The sequence below is a fragment of the Chryseobacterium takakiae genome, assembly GCF_900129385.1.
Lineage (GTDB): Bacteria > Bacteroidota > Bacteroidia > Flavobacteriales > Weeksellaceae > Chryseobacterium > Chryseobacterium takakiae.
Window position 1 is genome coordinate 50150 of record NZ_FQVO01000012.1, and the last position, 22017, is coordinate 72166.

Annotated in this window: 22 protein-coding genes; 14 read left to right on the forward strand and 8 right to left on the reverse strand. The window is 35.9% G+C overall.

Annotation, left to right across the window (positions count from 1 at the left end):
- Positions 1 to 190 precede the first annotated feature (190 nt).
- From BUA76_RS14975 to BUA76_RS14995, 5 genes are all read left to right on the forward strand, one after another.
- A complete protein-coding gene (locus tag BUA76_RS14975; protein ID WP_072885601.1) occupies positions 191 to 1270 on the forward strand; it encodes a glycosyltransferase in 1080 nt (359 codons plus the stop codon).
- Positions 1271 to 1347: 77 nt separating this feature from the next.
- Positions 1348 to 1698 (forward strand): hypothetical protein, encoded by a 351-nt coding sequence (locus BUA76_RS14980; RefSeq protein ID WP_072885602.1) that lies wholly within the window; start codon positions 1348 to 1350, stop codon positions 1696 to 1698.
- Between the two features lie 200 nt (positions 1699 to 1898).
- Positions 1899 to 3302: a dihydrolipoyl dehydrogenase gene (lpdA, locus tag BUA76_RS14985; RefSeq protein WP_072885603.1), complete on the forward strand. Its 1404-nt coding sequence runs from the start codon at positions 1899 to 1901 to the stop codon at positions 3300 to 3302.
- 84 nt (positions 3303 to 3386) lie between these two features.
- The gene (locus BUA76_RS14990) at positions 3387 to 4238 is read left to right on the forward strand and encodes a DUF4476 domain-containing protein (protein WP_072885604.1); all 852 of its coding nucleotides are present in this window, start codon (positions 3387 to 3389) and stop codon (positions 4236 to 4238) included.
- A gap of 114 nt (positions 4239 to 4352) precedes the next feature.
- The gene (locus BUA76_RS14995) at positions 4353 to 5177 is read left to right on the forward strand and encodes a CvfB family protein (protein ID WP_072885605.1); all 825 of its coding nucleotides are present in this window, start codon (positions 4353 to 4355) and stop codon (positions 5175 to 5177) included.
- 32 nt (positions 5178 to 5209) lie between these two features.
- Here the strand turns inward: BUA76_RS14995 and BUA76_RS15000 are convergent, their stop codons facing one another.
- A complete protein-coding gene (locus BUA76_RS15000; RefSeq protein ID WP_072885667.1) occupies positions 5210 to 5590 on the reverse strand; it encodes a helix-turn-helix domain-containing protein in 381 nt (126 codons plus the stop codon).
- Positions 5591 to 5772: 182 nt separating this feature from the next.
- Here BUA76_RS15000 and BUA76_RS15005 point away from each other — a divergent pair, with 182 nt between their 5' ends.
- The 7 genes from BUA76_RS15005 (at position 5773) to BUA76_RS15035 (ending at position 16498) form a co-directional block, all read left to right on the forward strand.
- Positions 5773 to 6054, forward strand: coding sequence for a hypothetical protein (locus BUA76_RS15005; protein ID WP_072885606.1), 282 nt, complete (start codon positions 5773 to 5775; stop codon positions 6052 to 6054).
- A gap of 73 nt (positions 6055 to 6127) precedes the next feature.
- Entirely contained in the window at positions 6128 to 6883 is a 756-nt protein-coding gene (locus BUA76_RS15010) for a GLPGLI family protein (protein WP_072885607.1), read from the forward strand.
- Positions 6884 to 6966: 83 nt separating this feature from the next.
- A complete protein-coding gene (locus tag BUA76_RS15015; protein ID WP_143149924.1) occupies positions 6967 to 9528 on the forward strand; it encodes a TonB-dependent receptor in 2562 nt (853 codons plus the stop codon).
- A gap of 649 nt (positions 9529 to 10177) precedes the next feature.
- Positions 10178 to 10771: a TetR/AcrR family transcriptional regulator gene (locus tag BUA76_RS15020; protein WP_072885609.1), complete on the forward strand. Its 594-nt coding sequence runs from the start codon at positions 10178 to 10180 to the stop codon at positions 10769 to 10771.
- Positions 10772 to 10866: 95 nt separating this feature from the next.
- Complete coding sequence (locus BUA76_RS15025) at positions 10867 to 12234, forward strand: TolC family protein (protein ID WP_072885610.1); 1368 nt, start codon at positions 10867 to 10869, stop codon at positions 12232 to 12234.
- Between the two features lie 9 nt (positions 12235 to 12243).
- Entirely contained in the window at positions 12244 to 13305 is a 1062-nt protein-coding gene (locus BUA76_RS15030; RefSeq protein WP_072885611.1) for an efflux RND transporter periplasmic adaptor subunit, read from the forward strand.
- A gap of 7 nt (positions 13306 to 13312) precedes the next feature.
- Positions 13313 to 16498 (forward strand): efflux RND transporter permease subunit, encoded by a 3186-nt coding sequence (locus BUA76_RS15035; protein ID WP_072885612.1) that lies wholly within the window; start codon positions 13313 to 13315, stop codon positions 16496 to 16498.
- A gap of 278 nt (positions 16499 to 16776) precedes the next feature.
- Here the strand turns inward: BUA76_RS15035 and BUA76_RS15040 are convergent, their stop codons facing one another.
- From BUA76_RS15040 to BUA76_RS15070, 7 genes are all read right to left on the reverse strand, one after another.
- On the reverse strand, positions 16777 to 17223 hold the full coding sequence (locus BUA76_RS15040) for a KTSC domain-containing protein (protein WP_072885613.1): 447 nt from the start codon (positions 17221 to 17223) through the stop codon (positions 16777 to 16779).
- Between the two features lie 130 nt (positions 17224 to 17353).
- Entirely contained in the window at positions 17354 to 17896 is a 543-nt protein-coding gene (locus BUA76_RS15045) for a hypothetical protein (RefSeq protein WP_072885614.1), read from the reverse strand.
- 14 nt (positions 17897 to 17910) lie between these two features.
- On the reverse strand, positions 17911 to 18489 hold the full coding sequence (locus BUA76_RS15050; RefSeq protein ID WP_072885615.1) for a hypothetical protein: 579 nt from the start codon (positions 18487 to 18489) through the stop codon (positions 17911 to 17913).
- Positions 18490 to 18515: 26 nt separating this feature from the next.
- A complete protein-coding gene (gene nudK / locus BUA76_RS15055) occupies positions 18516 to 19097 on the reverse strand; it encodes a GDP-mannose pyrophosphatase NudK (protein WP_072885616.1) in 582 nt (193 codons plus the stop codon).
- 20 nt (positions 19098 to 19117) lie between these two features.
- Positions 19118 to 20023 (reverse strand): TIGR01777 family oxidoreductase, encoded by a 906-nt coding sequence (locus BUA76_RS15060; protein ID WP_072885617.1) that lies wholly within the window; start codon positions 20021 to 20023, stop codon positions 19118 to 19120.
- 16 nt (positions 20024 to 20039) lie between these two features.
- Entirely contained in the window at positions 20040 to 20384 is a 345-nt protein-coding gene (locus BUA76_RS15065) for a hypothetical protein (RefSeq protein WP_072885618.1), read from the reverse strand.
- A 5-nt stretch (positions 20385 to 20389) separates the two neighbouring features.
- On the reverse strand, positions 20390 to 20992 hold the full coding sequence (locus BUA76_RS15070; RefSeq protein WP_072885619.1) for an HPP family protein: 603 nt from the start codon (positions 20990 to 20992) through the stop codon (positions 20390 to 20392).
- 204 nt (positions 20993 to 21196) lie between these two features.
- On the opposite strand from BUA76_RS15070, the gene BUA76_RS15075 reads away from it, so the two are divergent.
- Together BUA76_RS15075 and BUA76_RS15080 are read left to right on the forward strand one after the other, a co-directional pair.
- A complete protein-coding gene (locus BUA76_RS15075; RefSeq protein ID WP_072885668.1) occupies positions 21197 to 21529 on the forward strand; it encodes a single-stranded DNA-binding protein in 333 nt (110 codons plus the stop codon).
- 19 nt (positions 21530 to 21548) lie between these two features.
- Entirely contained in the window at positions 21549 to 22001 is a 453-nt protein-coding gene (locus tag BUA76_RS15080; protein ID WP_072885669.1) for an HRDC domain-containing protein, read from the forward strand.
- Positions 22002 to 22017: the final 16 nt, after the last annotated feature.

The following is a 22017-nucleotide window of genomic DNA, read 5'->3' on the forward strand; positions in this document are numbered from 1 at the left end:
AGAAACAATTTAACTAGCTTAAATTCTTAATGTTAAATTTAAGAATAAACAAAGTTTATTTAATTTAGAAAACGAAGAAAGAGCTGTAAACTTTTATTTAGAAATATTTAGATATGCTCTTTGTATAAATTAAATTATTTATTATAAGTTAGATCAAAGGTTAAGAAAACTTTTTACTAATTTTACATAGATGAAAAAGATTTCTGTCATATTTATTCTGCCGGATCTTGAAACCGGGGGTGCAGAAAGGATCGTTACCACCATTGCGAATCATCTTTCACGGGATCGTTTCGAGCCTAAGATTTTGCTTTTACGCAAACAGGGAGGATATCTGAAATTTCTTAATAAAGATGTGGAAATCATTGACATCAATACCGAAAGAATAAGACATTCTCTGAAACCTATTCTCAGAGAGATTTACCGAAGAAAACCAGATATCGTTTTTTCCGGTTTTGGAGAAGTAAATGCGTATTTATCATTATTTATCAAGCTTTTTCCAAAAACGAAATTTATCGCCAGAGAAACCAATGTGGTCTCCCAACATGTCACGAGAAAGGAAATAAAATTCTTCTATAATTTCTACAATAATTACGATAAGATCATTGCGCAGAGTGATGATATGATGCGGGATCTTTTCAAAAATTTCAGCATAAAATCACAGAAAGTTGTTAAAATCAATAATCCAGTAGATTTTGATTTTATAGAATCAAAGCTTGCTTCCGCACAAAAACCTGAAAGCTTTAAATTAAACTATAAAAATGTAGTGGCTATCGGAAATTTATCGGCGAGAAAGGGTTTTGATAATTTGCTGAAAGTTTTTTCACGACTGAAAAATGAAAATATTCTCCTGCATATTTTGGGAGAGGGAAAAGACCGTGAAATGCTTCATCAGATGAAGGATTTCCTGGGATTGGAACACATTATTTTTCACGGCAGACAGGAAAATCCTTATGAATTCCTGAAATATGCCGATCTTTTTATTCTCTCTTCACGCTACGAAGGTTTTCCCAATGTACTGCTGGAAGCGGGAGCGTGCGGAACCTATTCCCTGGCCAATAATTGTCCGGGCGGAATCAACGAAATCATACAAAACGAAATCAACGGTGAAGTTTCCGATATCGAAAATTATGAAGATTTTTCGCAGAAGATTTTAAATATTATTCATAAAACTCATGATGAGGATTTGATTAAAAGTTCCATCAAATCCAGGTTTTCTAAAAATATTATCCTGGATGCCTATGAAAAGGTACTGTTGAGCATGGTGAAATGATTCTGTTGTATTGTTCTTATGCAGTTTATTTTATACTTTTGGTGCTTTTAAATTTTATCCAAACTATATTTAATTCCATGAATAAAATCCAGCAAATAGGATGTGCCTGCGAAAAACCTACCTCAAATTATACAGAGTACAGAAGTTCCGAATTGGGTATATATCACACCAACGGAAGACATGCGGAAGTAAGCATTCAGCAGTGTAAACTTTGCCAGAGAATATGGATTCATTACTTGGTTGAATTTGAGCATTACTCCAAATCAGGAAGATGGTACAGAGGAATTGTTTCTAAAAAAGACAGGCCTCAAATTACCCCCGAAAATGCTGTAGAATATCTGGAAAGTCTTGAATGGTATGTTTTCGGAGGTTCTTATTTCGATTCTGTGGGGATGATCGGGAAAGGAAAGTTGAATGTGGATTCTTAAATAGGCTGGAAGCCTGAAGCCTGAAGCTGGAAGATCAGGCAGAATGTTTAGTTTTAAAAAAATGCGAATATTTTAAACTTCCATCACCCATCTTCCCACATCCATCCCAAAATTTGACCAATCTCACTTTCTCACGTGGTAATTTATCGTTAAATTTGTAAGCATAAGAAAGTTAATAATAAACAAATTCATAAAATAACATGAGTCAATTCGATGTTACCGTAATCGGTTCCGGTCCTGGTGGTTATGTTGCTGCAATCCGTGCTGCACAATTAGGTTTCACAACAGCAATTATTGAAAAATACCCTACCTTGGGAGGAACTTGTCTTAATGTGGGTTGTATTCCATCAAAAGCATTGTTAGACAGCTCTGAGCATTTCGAGAATGCCAAGCATAATTTTGCAGGTCACGGGATTATAATCAACGAACCTCAGGCTGATATCACAAGAATGATCGAGCGTAAAAATGAGGTAATCAAGCAAAATAGGGACGGAATCAGCTACCTGATGAATAAGAACAAAATCACTGTTTTTGAAGGAGTCGGAAGCTTCGAATCTGCAACCCAGATCAAAGTAACGAAGAATGACGGTTCTACAGAAATGATCGAATCTAAATATACCATTATTGCTACAGGTTCCAAGCCATCTTCTTTACCTTTCATCACGATTGATAAAGAAAGAGTAATTACTTCCACGGAAGCGTTAAACCTTAAAGAAATTCCTAAACATCTCGTGGTAATCGGAGGTGGAGTAATTGGTCTTGAATTAGGTTCGGTTTATTTGAGATTGGGCGCCCAGGTTACCGTTGTTGAATTTATGGATAAAATCATTCCTGGAATGGATGGTGCTTTAAGCAAGGAATTAACGAAAGTTCTTAAAAAGCAGGGCATGAAATTCATGCTTTCTACAGCAGTTTCAGCAGTGGAAAGAAATGGAGATACTGTAAAAATCACAGCCAAAGATAAAAAAGGAGAAGAAGTAACGGTTGAAGGAGATTACTGCCTGGTTTCTGTAGGAAGAAGACCTTACACAGACGGACTTGGACTAGAAAAAGCAGGTGTTGAGCTTGACGAAAGAGGAAGAGTGAAAGTAAACGATCACCTTCAGACAAATGTTGCCAACATTTACGCCATCGGAGATGTGATCAAAGGCGCAATGCTGGCTCATAAAGCGGAGGAAGAAGGAGTTTTTGTTGCTGAAACATTAGCAGGACAAAAGCCGCACATCAATTATAACTTAATTCCGGGAGTTGTTTATACATGGCCGGAAGTTGCCGGAGTCGGTAAAACGGAAGAGCAGCTGAAAGAAGAAGGAGTAGCTTACAAAGTAGGATCATTCCCGATGAGAGCTTTAGGAAGAAGCCGCGCAAGCGGTGATGTAGATGGTTTGGTTAAAATCATCGCCGACGAAAAAACGGATGAGGTGTTAGGAATGCACATTGTAGGTGCAAGAGCTGCAGATTTAATTGCTGAAGGAGTTATCGCCATGGAATTCCGTGCAAGTGCAGAAGATATTGCAAGAAGTTCCCACGCACACCCTACGTATGCAGAAGCAATCAAAGAAGCGGCTTTGGATGCTACGGCAAAAAGACCGATTCACATGTAATATTGAATTAAAAAATTCAATCATTTAAAAATATTTGTAAATTAGGAGAGACATTAGTCTCTCTTTTTTATTAATACAAGTGTTATGAAAAGTATATGTATAAGTGTTTTGCTTCTCTTTACAACCAGTTTATTTGCGCAGGAAGCAGGGAAAGCAGGAGAACTCCTTAAAAATGAAGCTTCCAAAACCGAAATCGGATCTGTGAATAATAAAAAATCGGATGTAAAGAATAAAAATAATTCAGGTTTCAGAAATCAGGGGAACCCGGCAAATAATGGTTTCAGGACAAAGAATCCACAATACCGATGGAATCAGGAATACGGGTACTCCGAAGTTTTTCTCAGGATTCCCGAGCAGGGATTTTTCAGCGTGGAAATCGGCGATCAGTTTATCTCCAACAACTCAGGGAAATTCAGGTTTTTTGATCTGCCGGCAGGACGAATGCCTATCTCCATCTATGAAAGCGGCTATTTATTGTACAGAACTACGCTGAATGTAAGAAACAACAGCAGGCTTGTGCTTGACTTTTTCACCAATGAAGGGTTATTTTTGCTGGATTCTTATCCCGTGCAGTCTTACGGCTTCAACAGCTGGAATGACCTCTGGAACAATCCTTACGGAAACAGCGGAAATATAAATTATCCTAATGTAATGGACAACCAGACATTCCAGGAGTTTATGGATACAATGAAGAACAGGGCGTGGTTTGATGACAAAAAACTGGTATTTATCAATCAGCAGGGCCGTCATGCAATGTTTACCTCCGAACAGATCAGTATTCTGGTGAAAGACCTTAGTTTTGATAAAAATAAACTGGCTTTAGCCAAATCTTTATTTCCGAAATGCGTAGACAAGCAAAAGTATTTTATTGTTGGAGAAGCATTGGATTTTGAAAGTAGCAGAAAGGAACTGATGGATTATATTTCGAAATTATAAAACATTTGATTTAAATAATTAAAAGAGGGAAGTTTTTCCTCTTTTTTTGTTCATTTTTCATTTTTGCAAGTTCGGCTTATATTTCCGTACCTTTACCGACTAATTTTATCATCAATGCAACTCGGAAAAACTCAGACTTTAACAATTTCAGATAAAAATAATTCAGGATGGATCTTAACGGATGAATCGGGCGAAAAAGCTTTTTTACCGAAAATTTTCATTCAGGAAGATAAAGAAATAGATGATGAAGTAGAAGTTTTCGTATATCAGGATGACAGCAAACTGAAAGCTACTACAGAAATTCCATTGGCGGAGGTAGGAGAGTTTGCCGTAATGAGCTGTGTACAGAGTCTTCCTAGCGGGGCTTTTATGGATTGGGGAATTATTAAAGATCTTTTCATTCCGTACAAGCAGCAGAAGACAAAAATTGTAGAAGGCAAAAGGTACCTGGTTTATATTTATGTTGATGAAGACCTGGATCTTATCACAGGAACCACAAAATTTAAGAGAAATCCGCAATACCAGGATCTGCCGTTTAAAAAAGGAGATAAAGTTGATCTTATCATGATGAACGAAAGCGAATTGGGCTGGAATGTAGTCATCAATAAAAAATACATCGGTCTTATTTACAGTTCAGATGTTTTCAAAAAGCTATATCCATTATCCGAAGAAACCGGTTATATCAAAGCCATTCGTGAAGACGGAAAAATAGATGTATCATTGCAGCCTGAAGGATTTGAGAATATTGATGAATTTAAAAAGAAAATTCTGGATAAGCTGGAAGAAAATTACGGCTTGCTGTACATTTCAGATCAGTCTACTCCCGAAGAGATCAAAGATGAACTGCAGATGAGCAAGAAGAATTTCAAAAAAGCCATTGGCGGACTGTATAAGGATAAGATTATTGATATTTTAGAAGATAAAATCAAGTTATTATAAAATAAAAAGAGCAGAATTATCTGCTCTTTTGTTTATTTCTCCTTTAAAAAAGTAATCTGCTCTTTTAGTAAAAGAATTTGCTCATCCTTAGACTTAATAATTTTATCGTATGCTTCTTTTAAATCTTTGATAACATCTTTATAGTCATTATTAATGGTTTCCACATAGCCATATCCATCACCTTGATTAGCTTGTGTATTAATTGTACTTTTTGTACTAATATCCAAAAAGTTAGATAAATCTTCATTGAGAATTTCAGATATTTTCATCAGTCTTTCTACACTTAATTTGGTTTCTCCCGTTTCTATTTTACGATAGGCAGCCGGAGTAATGTTTAGTTCGTGAGCCATATTTTCAAAAGTATAGCCTTTTTTACTCCTATGTTGGGCAATTTTCTCAATAATTTTCTCCATTTCTGTCATTTATATTTAATTTCCTCAAAAGTATATATTTTTTTAATAAAAGTAAAAATATTTTTATCAAAAGTATTTTTCAGCTTGGGGTGATTTATGTAGTTTAGCTACTAGAAAAAACACGAGTGCACAAATGTTTTTTATAGTGTATTAAACTTTTAATTAAACGAAAAATTCATTTTATGAAAAAATTTTTACTCGCAGCTGTATTAGTTGCAGGAACAACTTTGGGATTTGCTAAAAGCAGCACACCGGTTCAAAACTTTTCTAAAAGCACAGAAAGAGTTGTAAAGTCTAAAACCATTCGCGTAAACTCTTTGGAAGAAGCTGAGAAAATCAAAGGTATTTGTCATACTACTGTTATAACTCCGAAAACAGAAATATCTACAGTGTCAATTATGGGGCAAACCTATATGGTTGTAGAACACTATTGGGATGTAACAACATATTGGTATGGCTGTTAATATCATATTTCATTAAAATGCATTAACAAAGCGTCTATTTATTTTAGACGCTTTACTAACTTATAATCAAAATATGAAGCAAATAATTTTTTTTTCATTTTTATTATTGCTTATGAATTTTGTTAAGGCTCAAAATTTAAAAGTAGAATATGACCGTATCATAAAAGAAGATTTAAATGGTTCATTACCAGCTGAATCCTCTGATGTATTTAAAAATAAAGTAATAGAAGAATTAAAAAAGCCTACAAAAGAAATACTATATGTTTTAGATGGAAATACTTTTTACAAAAGTATTCCCAGGACATCTATTACTCACGAGGAGGAAAGTAAAAAAGTCGATGAACACACAACCATACGACCAAAAACTGAATATAAAGATATACAAACGAAGATATATCATATAAAAGGTGATAAAGGTTTTTATCAATATTTTAGTTTTCATGGAGATGAATATTATTATAATTATATCCCAAAATTTTCTAAAATAGAGTATAAAGATGATACGGAGTATATCGAAAAATATAAATGTAAGTTAGCAGAACTTACATCAGATAGCGGGGTTCTCACAAAAGTATGGTATACAGAGGATATTCCTGTAAGTGCAGGTCCTTATGCATATGGTAATCTGCCTGGTTTAGTTCTAAAAATAGAATCTCCCGAATACATTGTTTATGCTACCAAGGTAAGTAATGAAGCAAAAAAAGAAGACTTTGAAAATTTAAATCCTAAAATTAAGGTGCTAAATGAGGAAGAGTTCTTTAAAAAAATGGGTGAGTTTATAGAAGAAAGCAAAAAGGTAAAAAAGACCGAAAACAATATTCATCTCTAATTGCAATAATTATTGTATTTCATCAATAGTGAGTTTTATAGTGAAAGATTTTATGAAATGGTTATGTACATAGACATTAACTTATGATGGATTTTAAATTTTTAACCCTTATTATCCTGTTTTTTTTCAGTTATTCTTTTTCACAAAATATCAATATTGAAGTGAAAGAAATAGACGGAAGCCCTATCTCAGAAGTCAATGTACAACTTTTAAAAGATGGAAAAACCATAGACTTCCTAAAAACAGATGATAAGGGCATCTGTACTTTCAAAGCTTTAGAAAAAGGAATTTTTTCGTTAAAATTTACATCCTTATTCTATAAAACAAAAATCGTCGAAATTAATACAGCAGAAAAAACAAATTACAGTATTGTCTTAGAAACACAGATCACCACCATACAAACCGTAGAAATAAAATCTCGTCCTAAAATTGCTACTGCCAAAGAGGATACCATTGCTTTTAACCTAAAAGCAGTAAGAGACGGAACAGAGAGAACAACAGAAGACCTCATTAAAAAACTTCCAGGGTTAGACATTAATGAAAACGGAAAAGTAACTTATAAGGGAAAGGCGGTAGGACAGGTTTTAGTGGAGGGGAACGAGTTTTTTGGTAAGAATCATAAAATAGCAACCCAGAACATTTCGGCTGAAATGATTGAAGGGATTGATCTTTGGCAAAACTACACCACCATTAACGGAAACCGTTCAACAGCCCTTAATCTGAAGTTGAAAGATGAGTATAAAGGAAAAATTACTGGGAATATAGATGGCAACTATGGTACTAAAAACTCATATTTAAATCATGCAAATTTATTCCGATTCGGGAAGTTAGGAAATTTAGCCCTTATAACAGACTTCAATAATATTGCTAAAGACCCTATCAGCTTTACGGATTTTTATGAAATGAATACGCAGGAAGATATAGATAATACCGGTAATAACAATAATATAGATATTCCTACATTTCTTAATAACGATGGAAGAGTGCAATCTAAAAACAATCAGTTTGCCGCATTGCAATATTCCAAATCAAAAAAGAATTTCATTATTACCGCTTTTTCTATTTTCAATAATGCACAGCTTGAAAAATTCGCTGCTACAAAAAGAACTGCATTTGAAGGACAACCTCAGGATTTTAGTTTCTTTGAACAGAAATCAGAAAATAATAAAGGTTTTTTAGGAACAACCCAAATTAAAATCAAAAGTAGTTTTTCTGATAACAGTTTCCTATACTATAACTTTGGTTACAATCCTACAAGAGATAATTTTAGTCAGAATACAAATCGCTATTCCGAAAACAATAACTTTTACGAAATTGATGATTTGATAAAAAACACTACATTTAGCAATTTTCTATCTTGGAATAAGGGTTCAAATAATTCAAAACTTGTCCTCGCTTTCAGCCAAATAAATCAGAAATATTCAGACGATCTTAATATATATTCTGATCAGAATCTATTCCAGACAAATAGCAATTTGTTATTTCAAAATTATACAATTCAGTCAAATCGATATACATTTGATTTTTATGTAAAGAATAAAAATAAGTTTATTAATTTTAATTTTCGTTCTGGTTTTTCTTATAAAAGTGATGATTCAAAACTTATAGAATGGATATCACAAAGCACTGAAAGAAGAGGCTTAAAAATTTACCATTACATTAATGATCTTAACTTACACAAGCAAATAGGAAAATTTGATGTATCAGCTGCTTTAAGTTCACATTTTCTCAATGTTAATAATTATGCAGAACATTACCTTGAAAAAAGAATTAATATAAGATTCAACCTAAGTAGTAATGATTTTGAGCTAGAGTATAACTCCAGATATGAATTGCCCACGTTGAAAATGTTGCAGAATAATCTTTTTTATACTAAAGATTTATCTTATTTCCAAAATGCAAGTCTAATACCTAGTGTTTTAAGCAATATAAAAACCTATAAATTTACCTGGCATAGGTTCAATTTTGAAAAAGGGAATAGTCTTTTTCTTATGCTGATGTACGATAAAACCAAACCTAATTTCACCACAAATACCATCAATTATGGTACATTTACAGGAATAGAAAATACGACAGCAACGTATAATGATCGTTTGTTATTTTTATTGACAGGTAACAGGCGATTTAGTAAAAACTTTATATTTAAAACAAAATTAACAAGTGCTATAGTTAAAAATTTCAATTTTATAAATGGGAATGAAAATACTTCAACCATTAAAAACTTCGAAATTTCTCAAAAGATTTCAACCAACTTTAAAAATAAACCTGTACAGTTTGATTTAGGATATACCTATACAAAAGGACTGTTTGATCAAAGTTTTTACAGTACGAGTGCTAAACAAGATAATGTAAAATTGTCTTTGGGCATCAGAATGATTATAAAAAAACAATGGATCGGAAATGTATTAGGAGAATATTTTATTCAGAAAACTGAACAAAATACAATTAGAAATTTTTTAATTGGCGGCCAAGTTTCGTATAGAAAAGAGAATTCAAACTTTGAATACAATTTGCACTATAATAATATATTAAATCTTAATTCCTTTCAATATATAAACGGCTATACGAACCAGTTGGGAATAGAAGAAGCTTCAACTACAGCTCTACATGGTTACATTATAGGCGGCTTGAAATATAATTTCTAACTTACTATTTTATAATGTCTTTTAAACTATTTTAATCAATGTAGTATATACATTGATATTATTATTTATATTCTTTTAGCTTCTGGCTAGATATAAAAAGCAACAATAAGAAAATCTTTTAAATACAAAAAAGATTTTTTTAATATCAAAATAAATGCTAAAAGAGTCAAATTGTCAGTTTTTTTGTTGATGCTATTCGTTTTTCCATAGTACATCATGGAAGCTACAACTGCCTCACTTCATGCAAGCATTATGGTATCATCTAAGTCAGAGGTTAACTGTTCTGCTAAATTGGCTAAGATTTTAATCCTCTAAAAGCCATTTCCTCCTTCAGAAAGTCAGTTTTATCCATATAGAATGGTGTAAATTCTGGGTCGGTGGTAATATAAGTTTCTATCTTTTGTACCGTTGCAATGGTTTTATCAGCCATTTTAAAAAGCGATTTTCTCTCACCAACAATAAGAGCTTGTGTAATTACGGAGAGAATAAGATTTGTATTCTTGATGCTTTTGATTTACGGTATTTATACATTTTGATGAATTTCCATAAAACATGATGCATATCATAATTAATTTCCTTAATTATTTTGTTTAACAATTTTGTCAAAACATTTGATTGATTTATATTTGCACAAATTTGTTTAACAAAAATGTCAAATCAACCAAAAAAAGATCAAACACAGGAATTAATTAAGCAAACCGCAAAGAATTTATTCTTTGTGAAAGGGAAGTTTGATGTCACCACACAAGAGATTGCCGATGAAGCCGGTGTCAATAGAACGCTGATCAACTATTATTTCCGTTCAAGAGATAATCTGATCCAGATCATTTTTGATGAAGCGCAGAAAGTGGAACATGAAAAATCTGAAATCATTATGAATTCCGATTTGCCATTCAAGGAAAAGATTGGCCAGTTTATCGAAGGAAGTCTGTCTACAAGCCTTCAGTATCCATACCTCGAAACCTACATCGTTTCGCAGATTAATAAGGGAAACTGCCACAAAAAAGACATCGAAGAAGACGAACTGAAAAAGCTCTATAAAGAAGTAGAAGCAGAAATGGAGCTGGGAAATATTGAAAAAATGGCGCCTATTCAATTTGTTCTCAATATGATTTCATTGTTGGTATTTCCAAGTGCTGTAAGACCTTTACTAATGGAAAACCTGATGATTGATGAAGTAGAATTCGATAAGATTATTTCAGATAGAAAAGATATCATTTTAAATATGTTGTTTAAAAATTAAAAATGTTAAAGTATTTTAAGAAATGAATCGTCTTTTAGAAATAAAAACTATAGCAACAGCAATTACATTAAAAAAAATAAACGAAGTATAAAATTATGAAAAGAAAACGAATAACTGCACAAAAGCTAAAGATAGGAATAGCCGCTGCATTTATGATTTTCGGCTTTTCATCACTATCTGCACAGCAGCAGGTTTCCCTCCAGGAGGCCATCAAACAGGCACTCCAAAATAAGGCGGAAGCTAAAAAAGCTGCTTTACAGGTGAAAAAAGCTGAATACAAGATTGATGAGGCCAGAGCCGGAGCCCTTCCGCAGATCAGTGCCAACATCAGCAATACTTTTAATCCGATTCTTCAGACCTCTGTGCTTCCCGGTGAGATTATCGGAATGCCGGGACAATTGGTTCCCGTAACCTTCGGTACAAAATGGCAGTCGGTCAATTCCGTGTCATTGTATCAGAATATTTTTGATCAAAGGGTTTTTACAGGATTAAAAGCAGCTAAGTCTACAAGAGAATTCTATTTGCTTAATTCTGAACTGACCAATGAACAGATCATTGAAAATGTAGCGACAGCTTATTATCAGGTATTTGTTCAGGAAGAAAACCTTAAAACCGTAGAAGCCAGCTATGCCAATACGGAAAGAGTAAGAAATGTAATCAAAAGTCTTGTAGATAACGGGCTGGCAAAATCTATCGATCTTGACCGTACCAATGTTCAGCTTACCAATATCGGTTCAAATAAACAACAGCTTGTCAATGCGGTGGAGGTTTCAAAAAATGCACTGAAATTTTATATGGGAATCCCAATCAGTACACCTATTGAACTGGAAGAAAAAACCATTGAACCGAATACAGCGCTATTAAATACTGCTGCTAATTTGGAAACCCGTTCAGAACTTAAAGTATTGAACAAGCAAAAAGAACTTTTACAATACAATAAAAAAGCGACTGAAGCTTTACTGTATCCTACGGTTGGTCTTCAGGCAAATTACGGATGGCAGGGTCTGGGCAACAAGTTTCCGTATTTTACGGGAAGTGCACAGGGAACCAACTGGAGTGATTATGCATCTATAGGTCTGGCGATTAAAATTCCGATTTTCTCAGGAGGATCTACAAGAGCACAGATTCAGCAGGCTGAAATCGATATTCAGGATCTTGATCAGGATATTAACAATACCAGAGAAAGTCTCGATCTTGATTATAAAAATGCCATCAGCAATATGGAAAATGCCATCATCAATATCGAAAGTACGAAGGATAATGTAGGCCTTGCAGAAAGAGTTCAGAAAAATACACAATCCAATTATCAGTATGGGCTTGCCACACTTACCGAAGTGCTGGATGCTGAAAATGCCCTTACTCAGGCTAAGCAGAATTATGCAAACGCTTTATTAGACTACAAGCAGGCTGAAATTAAATTAATTAAAGCAAAAGGACAATTAAACACATTACAAAACCCATAATAAACTACAATGAAAAAAACTCTAATATATATTATCGTGGCAGCTGTACTGGTCGGTTTAGCGGCGTACAAAATTGCAGGCAATAAAGAAAAGCAGACTCAGGAAGTAAAAGAAGTAGCCAAGCAGGTAGACAAAATCAATGTGAATGTGGTTACCGTTTCCAGAGAAAATATAGATACGGATTATTCTGCCAACGGAACGTTTATTCCAAAGCAGGAATCCAACCAGTCTTCTGAAATTTCCGGAAGAATTGTAAGTGTTTTGGTAAAAGAAGGAGCCAGAGTAGGGGCCGGACAGGTCTTGGCAACCATTAAAAAAGATGCCATCGAAGTAGATGTTACCCAGGCACAAAACAATTTGCAGAATGCAATTATTGATAATCAGCGTTATGAAAATGCCTTTAAAACCGGAGGTGTTACCAAACAGCAGCTTGATAACTCAAGATTGCAGCTTAAAAATGCGCAGGCAGCAGTTCGTGCGCAAGGAGTAAAAATAAACGATACCAGTGTACGCGCAGGAATCAGCGGTACCATCAACAAAAAGATGGTAGAGCCGGGAATGGTGGTTTCTCCGGGTACACCACTATTTGAAATTGTAAACATCAATTCATTAAAACTTTCCGTTTTAGTGGATGAAAGCCAGATCGGGAAAATTCAGATCGGGCAGGAAGTTCCTATTAAAGTAAATGTTCTTCCGGAAGATTCTTTTTCAGGCAGAATTACTTTCATTGCTCCTAAAAGTGATGCATCTTTAAATTTCCCTGTTGAAATTGAAGTTCAGAACAAAGGAAACCTGAAAGCAGGGATGTATGCAACAGCAACATTTAAAACTAATAATGGCGCAGAAACCCAAAACATGCTTACTGTTCCTGCAGAAGCCTTTGTAAACGGAGTAAGTTCAGGACAATTATTTATTGTTCAGAATGGAACTGCAAAATTGATCAAAGTGACAGTTGGTAAAGTGTTCGGGGATAAAGTTCAGGTTTTGAGCGGACTGAACGGCGGCGAACAGGTGGTTACCAGCGGACAGATCAATTTAGATAACGGGTCTAAAGTAAATATCGTAAAGTAGAAGACCTATGAAATTAGCAGAAATATCGATTAAAAGACCATCGCTGGTAATCGTATTATTTACGATCCTTACGTTGGGAGGTATCCTCAGTTACACGCTTCTGGGATACGAATTGATTCCAAAGTTCGAAACCAATATGGTAACGATTTCTACGGTATATCCCGGAGCTTCGCCTGCAGAGGTAGAGACTTCCGTTACCCGAAAGATAGAGGATGCCGTTGGTTCTTTGGAGAACGTGAAAAAAGTAGAATCTTCTTCCTATGAAAGCTTATCCGTGATCATGGTACAGCTGAATAACGGAGCCGATGTAGATTATGCCTTAAATGATGCCCAGAGAAAGGTAAATGCGATCTTAGCCGATCTTCCGGATGATGTGGATGCGCCTTCCCTGAATAAATTCTCTCTTGATGATTTACCGATCATCACGATGAGTGTTTCATCAGACAAATTAAACAATAAAGATCTCTATGATCTTTTAGATAAAAAAATAGAACCGATTTTCTCCCGGGTAAACGGTGTGGCACAGGTTGATCTTGTGGGCGGACAGGAAAGAGAGATCCAGGTGAATCTTGATGAAAAGAAATTGCAGGGGTACGGACTTTCAATCGGAGATGTACAGCAGGCAATCCTTTCTTCAAACCTTGATTTCCCTACAGGGAGTATTAAAACAAGAGCTACAAAATCTACGATCAGATTATCAGGAAAATACAGATCGGTGGAGGAAATGAACAACCTCGTGGTTTCCAATAAAAACGGGGCACAGGTTCGTTTATCAGATATTGCAACGGTTTTTGATTCCCAGAAAGATGTTGAAAAAGTAGCGAGATTCAATCAGTTCCCAACCATCTTAATGCAGGTGAAAAAACAATCTGATGCGAATGCCGTAACGGTTTCCGAAAGTGTTCAGAAAACCATTCAAACGGTAGAAGAAACCTATAAAATGCAAGGTGTAAAAGTAAAAGTGGTAAATGATACTACAGAATTTACGCTGGAATCTGCCAACCACGTTATTTTCGACTTGTTCCTGGCAATTGTGCTCGTGGCGATTGTGATGTTATTATTCCTTCACAGTATCCGGAATGCATTCATCGTAATGGTTTCGATCCCGGCTTCTCTGATTGCCACTTTTATCGGAATTTATTTTATGGGTTACACGCTGAACCTGATGAGCTTACTTGGGCTTTCGCTCGTGGTAGGTATCCTGGTGGATGATGCGATCGTAGTACTGGAGAATATTTACCGTCACATGGAGATGGGGAAAAGCAAGATCCGTGCAGCGTATGATGGTGCTTCGGAGATCGGGTTTACGGTTGCTGCAATTACATTGGTAATCGTCGTAGTATTCCTCCCGATTGCGATGAGTTCTGGGTTGGTAGCTAATATTTTGGCACAGTTCTGCGTCACGGTAGTAATTGCTACATTGTTATCATTGCTGGCTTCATTTACCATTATTCCGTGGTTATCTTCGAGATTCGGTAAGCTGGAACATTTAACAGGTAAAAACTGGTTCGAAAAGTTCATCCTTTGGTTTGAAGGAATGATCGATAAATTTACACACTGGATCACAGGAATTTTGGAATGGTGTCTGAAAACAACCTTAAGAAGAATTTCTACCGTGGTGATTACATTTGTTGTTTTGATTGCTTCTTTCATGCTGGTGGCATTCGGATTTATTGGAGGTGAATTCTTCCCGCCGATTGACAGAGGACAGTTCCTTGTTCAGATGGAATTGCCTAAAGATGCTACGGTTGAAAAAACCAACCAGTTAACCTTAGATGTTGAGAAGTTTTTAAGAAATGATAAAGATGTTGTAGATCTTATTACGACAGTAGGGCAGCAGTCAACCGGTTTTGGTGGGGCACAGGCTACAACGTACCAATCGGAGGTTCAGGTAAACTTAACGGATAAGTCCGAACGTTCTGAAAGTACCAACATCAAAGCTGCCAAAATAAAAAGAGCGTTAGAAGAGAAATTTACGGGCGTTGAATTTAAAACCGCGCCAATCGGGATTTTAGGAGCTGAAAATGCACCGATCGAAATGGTGGTAACCGCGCCGGATAACGAAACAGCAGTAAAAGAAGCAACCCGAATTTTAGCTCTTCTTAAAAAAGTACCGGGAGCGGTGGATGCAGAATTATCTACCGACACCGGAAATCCTGAAGTGCAGGTGAATATCGATAGAGATAAAATGGCTTCTTTAGGGCTAAATCTTTCCAGCGTAGGACAGACGATGCAGACTGCATTCAACGGGAATACAGACGGAAAATTCAGAGCCGGAGAATACGAATATGATATCAATATCCGTTTCGCTGATGCCAACAGACAGTCTATTGATGATGTGAGAAACTTAATGTTTACCAACCCGCAGGGACAGCAGATCCGTCTAAGCCAGTTTGCCGATGTTAAAATGGGTTCAGGACCGAGTTTGCTTGAACGTAGAGATAAATCGCCTTCTGTAAAAGTGAGAGCAAAAGCAGTGGGTAGACCGGTAGGGGATGTTGCCAACGAATGGGCCAACCAGTTCATGGATGGCAAAAACAAACCTGCAGGAGTAGATTACATCTGGAGCGGGGATATGGAAAACCAGCAGGAAGGTTTCGGTACGTTAGGAATCGCTTTATTGGCGGCTATCGTATTGGTTTATCTGGTAATGGTTTCCTTGTATGACAGTTTCGTGTATCCGTTTGTGGTATTGTTCTCTATTCCGTTGGCGATGATCGGGGTAATGGTAATTCTTGCCTTAACAGCCAATTCACTGAACATTTTCACCATGTTGGGGATGATCATGTTGATTGGTCTCGTTGCGAAGAACGCGATCCTGATCGTCGACTTTACCAACGCAAGAAAAGCGGCAGGTGCCAACACCCACGATGCTTTGATTCAGGCCAACCATGCCCGTCTCCGTCCGATTTTGATGACAACGATTGCGATGATCTTCGGGATGTTGCCGATCGCATTGGCAACCGGAGCAGGAGCGGAAATGAACAAAGGTTTGGCATGGGTAGTTATCGGTGGTTTAACATCTTCTCTATTCCTTACCCTCATCATTGTACCGGTGGTGTACTCTTTATTTGATTCAATTCTTAGAAGAATGGGCAAACATGAAAAAGTAGATTATGAAGCTGAAATGAAAGCGGATTATGATCACAGAGAACTTAGTGAAGACGGTTATACGCCTAAACATTTAGACTAATATAAACAACCTTTAATTAACCGAAAAAGCGTATCAGAAATGGTACGCTTTTTTGTCATTGCGATGAGCGAAGCGAAGAAGCAATCTGTGAAGTTGGTAATAAGGTGAAAAAATAATAAAACATCAATGCTCAATTGCTGAGTGATACGTCTTTGCGAACAAAAAATATTTTCTATAATTTAAAAAAAACGTTGCAATTCTTTGCGTTAAGGTTAGGATTTATCCCCAAAAAAAGCTTCCGAAAATCCGAAAGCTTTATATATTATTAAATCCTAAAATTAATCTGCCATCACTTCGCCTGCCTTTCGGTACACGAAGCTGCCATAAATGTGTCTTCTTGCAAAACGGCTTGGCGAATCTGCATTTACCATTTTGATATAGGTATTTCTCGGAACACCTAAGTATTCATAAATGTTACCGTTCAAATGCTGAATGGTCAATATGGATTTTTCAAGATAGAAATCCTGGATGTTGGAAGTAGTGGTAGTTTCTGTATATTCTTCCTTATATTTTTCCTGAGTTTCCGGATTGATGCTCACCAGAAAATGATAGGCTTCAATCACCGACTTGCTTTTCTCTTCCGCTTCCAGTTTTCCGACTTCATCATTGATGAATTTATCAGGATGCGTATCTTTCATCGTATTCCTGTAAATCGTTTTCAGTTCCTTCAGTGTCACATTTTTATCAACTTCAAGAAGCTTTCTGTATTCGCCTAATTTTTTCATTATGGTTGGATCCTTTTTTCGGTGTGCAAAATTAAGCTATTTAATTGGAATATAACTTATTCATTATTAATTTGTTTTGATGAATAATATTAATTTTTATTAATTCAATCTGATAATCTGATAAGTTGAACTACAGATCCAACAATAATAATGATAGTTTCATAGATTCATGAATATGTTTATTTAATATTTCTGAATCATCCAAAGGATAATAAAACTCCTCCGGATTAACGAAAACATTGTTGTATTTGGTTCTTTTAGTGGTTCCATCCACATCAATAAATAATAATGCTGAACCAGTTTTGCGCTGTACCGTTTTTAAACCTTTAGACGTTACTTTAGACTCCACACAGCCAACTAATGCACCTCGCCCCATTATATCAAAGCATATTGCGGTATAAATTCCGTTGCGAACCATCTGACCGGGAGGAAGAATGCAGGCGTATAAAACATTTGGAAGATTCATGATTCCTCGGGAAACTTCTACGGTAAATGGAACATTATTGATTTCCTGATATTGCTGCTGTACATGTTTTTTAAAGCCATTCATAACATCTCTGATGGGGATCATTGCAGGATCATTTGTTCTTAAAGGCATGTTTTTCATTACAGGGTTTAACTGTCTGAATTCACATACAGCATTAAAGTAATCTACAAGATTGTCAGAGTTCATTTAAATTAAATCAATTACTCCGTCTTTTGAAAAATATGCGTCACTTTAGCATTCTTTATAAAATCCTGAAGCGGAGTGTCTTTCATTGCATTTTTATTCGTCAGTTCAACATAATAGACCATTGTATTGGGAAACTTGGGATCTTTACACAATATTTTGAAGCGTTTTACTTTTTCATCATTGCTTAAAAAAACAAGCTCGGAAGCATTATAAAGCTTTATATTATTTACATCAAAAGCAATCTTCCAGTTTTTTTGCAGTTTGGCAAATCTTTTCTGGGTTCTGTCGCTGTCTTCGTTTTCAAACTTATCAACCTGGAATTCGGTTAGAAGCTGCGGATAAATAAGTCCTTCCTCAAGAATGGCTTTCGTAATTTTGTCGGATTTATCGTAAAAAATAACCTTGTTATCAAACAGTATCTGGTTATCTTTCACCACAACATCTCCCGAAAACTTTTTATAATTTTTCTTTTTATAGTCGTTTTTAAAATGTTGGATAGCTGCCTTATCTTTAGGTCCGGGTTTTTCAGTTTTCTGTGCAAAAACAGAAGCTGATAAAAGTAATGTAAGGCTTACTGTGTATAATAATTTCATGATGTTTACTAATTTTTAGTTAAGATTTAAAGAATGTTTTTAAGTCGCAGATATTGCAGGAGCATAATGGTTTTGGCATCTTTAATCGCTCCGGTTTCAATCATTTGTAAGGCTTCCTCGAAAGAAAGCTCCAGCACTTCAATATCTTCGCCTTCATCATCAAGTCCGCCGCCGTCATTTATTTTCATTTCTTTTGAATATTCACCAATAAAAAAATGAAGAATTTCCGTAACAGCACCCGGTGACATATACGCCTCAAAAATCTTCTCCACATGAGAAATTTTATAGCCGGTTTCTTCTTCGGTTTCGCGTTTGATACAGTCTTCCGGATTATCATTGTCCAGAAGTCCGGCGCACACTTCAATCATCATTCCCGTTTCATTTCCATTGAGATAAGAAGGCAGTCTGAACTGTCGGGTAAGGATTACATTTCCCGTACTTTTGTCATACAATAAAATGGCCGCACCGTTTCCCCGGTCATACGCTTCCCGGCTCTGCTGCTGAAAGCTGCCGTCTTTTTTCTGAATGCTGAAAGTTACCTTCTTTAAGGTATACCAGTTGTCTGATAATATTTCGGTCTTTTCTATCTGAACGTTTGTATCTTGCATAGATTGTATAATCTTGGTAATTATTTTTTTAATAAATTTTCTAAAGCATTTTTCAGATCGGGGAACGTAAACTTAAAACCTGCTTTTTGAATTTTCTCGGCAGAAGCCCTGGAACCTTCCAGCAATGCATCGGCCAGTTCGCCAAAGATCAATTTTAAAATAAATCCAGGAACATTTGGCATGAAGAGCGGTTTCTTCAGAACCTCAGCAATTTTTTTTGTTAAATTCTCGTTGGTAGTGTGCTGCGGCGAAACAGCATTGAAAGCACCATCCACATCCGGGTTTTTCAACGCAAACTCATAAATCGAACAAATATCATCAATATGAACCCACGGCATATATTGTTTTCCGCTTCCAAGAGGAGAACCAATTCCCATCTCAATAGTTGGCAGCATTTTTTTAAGTGCACCGTCCTTTTCGGAAAGAACTACCGCAGTACGGATTTTTACCACTCTTTCCGCAAGATTATATTCTTTAAACTCATCGGCAGCACGCTCCCACAATACCACTACTTCACTTAAAAAGTCATTTCCCGGTCCGTCATTTTCTGTAAAAATGGTGTCAGTAGTTTTGGTTCCGTAATAATTGATTCCCGAAGCAGAAATAAAAGATTTCAGTTTGATTTTTTTCTCCTGAAGTGTTTTTGCTATTAAATCGGCAGAATCAATTCTGCTTGAAATCAGCTCTTTCTTTCGTTCATCAGTCCAACGTTTTTTAGAAATGTTGGCTCCCGCAAGGTGAATGATGTGTGAAACTCCTTCAAATGCCGCATCATCAATCGTTTTATTTTTAATATTCCACTCGAATTCATTATCGTGCTTTTTCTTTCTTGTTAAGAAACGAACCGTGTAATTTTTTTCAAGCCTTTTGGCAAGTTCGCGGGCAATAAGTCCGCCGGCTCCGGTGATCAGAATAATATTTTTCATGAATAATATGTTTCTGTTATGACTGATTTTTAACGATTAAAACAAAATCATCATCCAAAAGTTTATAGCCATAGTCGTATATAAATTTATATTCAGAACCATTTTTATAGATTTTCAGATTGGTAAAGTAGTCAAAATCAAAACCTAAGCCATCAAGTTTCGATCGGGGTACTTTTGCTTTTCCGTCCGTATTTACTTCGGAAAGGATTCTGTAGTTTTTGCGAAGTTTGTTATTAACATTACGCATCAGGTTGTTAGAATCCTTATTCTGTTTGTTGTTATACGCGTTTCGGCAGGCATCATTACAAAATTTTTTGTCGGATCTCCCGATGATTTTTTCGCCGCATTCAAGACAATTCATAATTTTTATTTTTTCAATTTGTGTGGATGAGCATGTTTTTTCTTTAATAGTTTCTTGAACCTGCTGTGTGCAGGATAACTTCTGTTGGATGTTATATTATTGAAAAAAAGTGCTGTAAGTAATAAAATGATACATCCGGAAAGTACCGGAGACAATACATACAAATATCCAAGCTCAGGAATTTTTCCCGTAGAACTCACTGCAATCAGTGCGGTAGCGCCGCCGGGCGGATGAAGGGTTTTGGTATACTGCATCAGAACAATCGAGAAAGCAACGGCAAGAGGAGCCGAAAGCCAGATAATATCAGGAACAATCTTATACACTGTAACGCCAACCAAAGCTGAAATGACATGGCCTCCTACCAGATTTCTCGGCTGCGCCAGCGGACTCTGAATCGCTCCGTAAATCAAAACACTCGATGCACCGAAAGATCCGATCAGAAAAATATTCTCTGTAGCGGATACTGAATGCGACTGGATAAAAGCAATAATCCCGATTCCAAAAAAGGCACCCAGGAAAGACCAGAAATGTTCCTTGTAATCAACAAGCGTTTCCCGGTAAATCACGTATTTTGATACTCTGAATGTCCTTTTAATTGCTTTTTTCATATACACTCAAAGGTATGGAAATTATCCGTTTTCAAACGGATAAAAAGAATGATATTTTACATTATTCGTTTTCAAACGACTACAAACGAATTTAAACAGTTTGGTACCGACTTGGATTTCAGCTTTCCCCAATCTTTGCAACAGAGATCCGGGAAAACAGTGAACGTCCCGAATCTGAATATTAATCTAAATAACAACAAAATTATGTCACTAAGAAACAAAGTAACATTGATTGGTTACACAGGAAAGGAAGTAGAAATGGTAAACTTCGAAAACGGAAACAGTAAAGCAGTCGTATCTCTTGCAACAAGTGATTACTATACGAATGCAAAAGGCGAAAAAGTGGAAGAAACACAATGGCACAATCTCATTGCTTTTGGTAAAACCGCTGAAATTTTCCAGAAATATGTTACGAAAGGAAAAGAAATTGCCATCGAAGGAAAGCTTACGTATAGATCGTATGATGATAAAGACGGGGTTAAACGCTATATCACGGAAGTTAGGGTAGATGAAATTCTGCTTCTGGGAGGGAAATAGCAGTAAAAAAACACAGGCGATGAAAGTAAAAGTTTTTAAAGTCCGGCTGGATCAGGAGTTTTTACATCATGATCAGCATATGCTGGATGAATTTCTCGGAAAACATCAGATTGTAAAAGCAGAAACCGCTTTTGTAAATGACGAAAATTACTGGTCGGTGTTCTTATATTTTGAAGCATTAGATATGACTGTAACTAAGGTGAAAGAATCGAAAAATGTCAAATATGCAGCAGAAAATGAAGCGCTGAGCTCCGATGAAGAAAAAATTCTCTCCGCCCTGAAAGAATGGAGATCCGACAAAGCAAAAGAACAGAATCTGCCGGGTTATTTTATTGCTACGAATAAAGAGCTTATGTCCGTTGCTAAATATAAGCCGGCACGGAAAGAAGAACTGCTGGATATTAAAGGATTCGGAAAGCATAAGATAGAAAATTACGGTGAAGAGATCCTTGAAATTTTAGATAGTATCTGATAGAATACAAGAACAC

What these genes read in the sequence shown, in the direction of transcription:
- BUA76_RS14975 (WP_072885601.1), top strand. Translation starts at nt 191, where the DNA reads ATGAAAAAGATTTCTGTCATATTTATTCTGCCGGATCTTGAAACCGGG.
- BUA76_RS14980 (WP_072885602.1), top strand. Translation starts at nt 1,348, where the DNA reads ATGAATAAAATCCAGCAAATAGGATGTGCCTGCGAAAAACCTACCTCA.
- lpdA (WP_072885603.1), top strand. Translation starts at nt 1,899, where the DNA reads ATGAGTCAATTCGATGTTACCGTAATCGGTTCCGGTCCTGGTGGTTAT.
- BUA76_RS14990 (WP_072885604.1), top strand. Translation starts at nt 3,387, where the DNA reads ATGAAAAGTATATGTATAAGTGTTTTGCTTCTCTTTACAACCAGTTTA.
- BUA76_RS14995 (WP_072885605.1), top strand. Translation starts at nt 4,353, where the DNA reads ATGCAACTCGGAAAAACTCAGACTTTAACAATTTCAGATAAAAATAAT.
- BUA76_RS15000 (WP_072885667.1), bottom strand. Translation starts at nt 5,590, where the DNA reads ATGGAGAAAATTATTGAGAAAATTGCCCAACATAGGAGTAAAAAAGGC.
- BUA76_RS15005 (WP_072885606.1), top strand. Translation starts at nt 5,773, where the DNA reads ATGAAAAAATTTTTACTCGCAGCTGTATTAGTTGCAGGAACAACTTTG.
- BUA76_RS15010 (WP_072885607.1), top strand. Translation starts at nt 6,128, where the DNA reads ATGAAGCAAATAATTTTTTTTTCATTTTTATTATTGCTTATGAATTTT.
- BUA76_RS15015 (WP_143149924.1), top strand. Translation starts at nt 6,967, where the DNA reads ATGATGGATTTTAAATTTTTAACCCTTATTATCCTGTTTTTTTTCAGT.
- BUA76_RS15020 (WP_072885609.1), top strand. Translation starts at nt 10,178, where the DNA reads ATGTCAAATCAACCAAAAAAAGATCAAACACAGGAATTAATTAAGCAA.
- BUA76_RS15025 (WP_072885610.1), top strand. Translation starts at nt 10,867, where the DNA reads ATGAAAAGAAAACGAATAACTGCACAAAAGCTAAAGATAGGAATAGCC.
- BUA76_RS15030 (WP_072885611.1), top strand. Translation starts at nt 12,244, where the DNA reads ATGAAAAAAACTCTAATATATATTATCGTGGCAGCTGTACTGGTCGGT.
- BUA76_RS15035 (WP_072885612.1), top strand. Translation starts at nt 13,313, where the DNA reads ATGAAATTAGCAGAAATATCGATTAAAAGACCATCGCTGGTAATCGTA.
- BUA76_RS15040 (WP_072885613.1), bottom strand. Translation starts at nt 17,223, where the DNA reads ATGAAAAAATTAGGCGAATACAGAAAGCTTCTTGAAGTTGATAAAAAT.
- BUA76_RS15045 (WP_072885614.1), bottom strand. Translation starts at nt 17,896, where the DNA reads ATGAACTCTGACAATCTTGTAGATTACTTTAATGCTGTATGTGAATTC.
- BUA76_RS15050 (WP_072885615.1), bottom strand. Translation starts at nt 18,489, where the DNA reads ATGAAATTATTATACACAGTAAGCCTTACATTACTTTTATCAGCTTCT.
- nudK (WP_072885616.1), bottom strand. Translation starts at nt 19,097, where the DNA reads ATGCAAGATACAAACGTTCAGATAGAAAAGACCGAAATATTATCAGAC.
- BUA76_RS15060 (WP_072885617.1), bottom strand. Translation starts at nt 20,023, where the DNA reads ATGAAAAATATTATTCTGATCACCGGAGCCGGCGGACTTATTGCCCGC.
- BUA76_RS15065 (WP_072885618.1), bottom strand. Translation starts at nt 20,384, where the DNA reads ATGAATTGTCTTGAATGCGGCGAAAAAATCATCGGGAGATCCGACAAA.
- BUA76_RS15070 (WP_072885619.1), bottom strand. Translation starts at nt 20,992, where the DNA reads ATGAAAAAAGCAATTAAAAGGACATTCAGAGTATCAAAATACGTGATT.
- BUA76_RS15075 (WP_072885668.1), top strand. Translation starts at nt 21,197, where the DNA reads ATGTCACTAAGAAACAAAGTAACATTGATTGGTTACACAGGAAAGGAA.
- BUA76_RS15080 (WP_072885669.1), top strand. Translation starts at nt 21,549, where the DNA reads ATGAAAGTAAAAGTTTTTAAAGTCCGGCTGGATCAGGAGTTTTTACAT.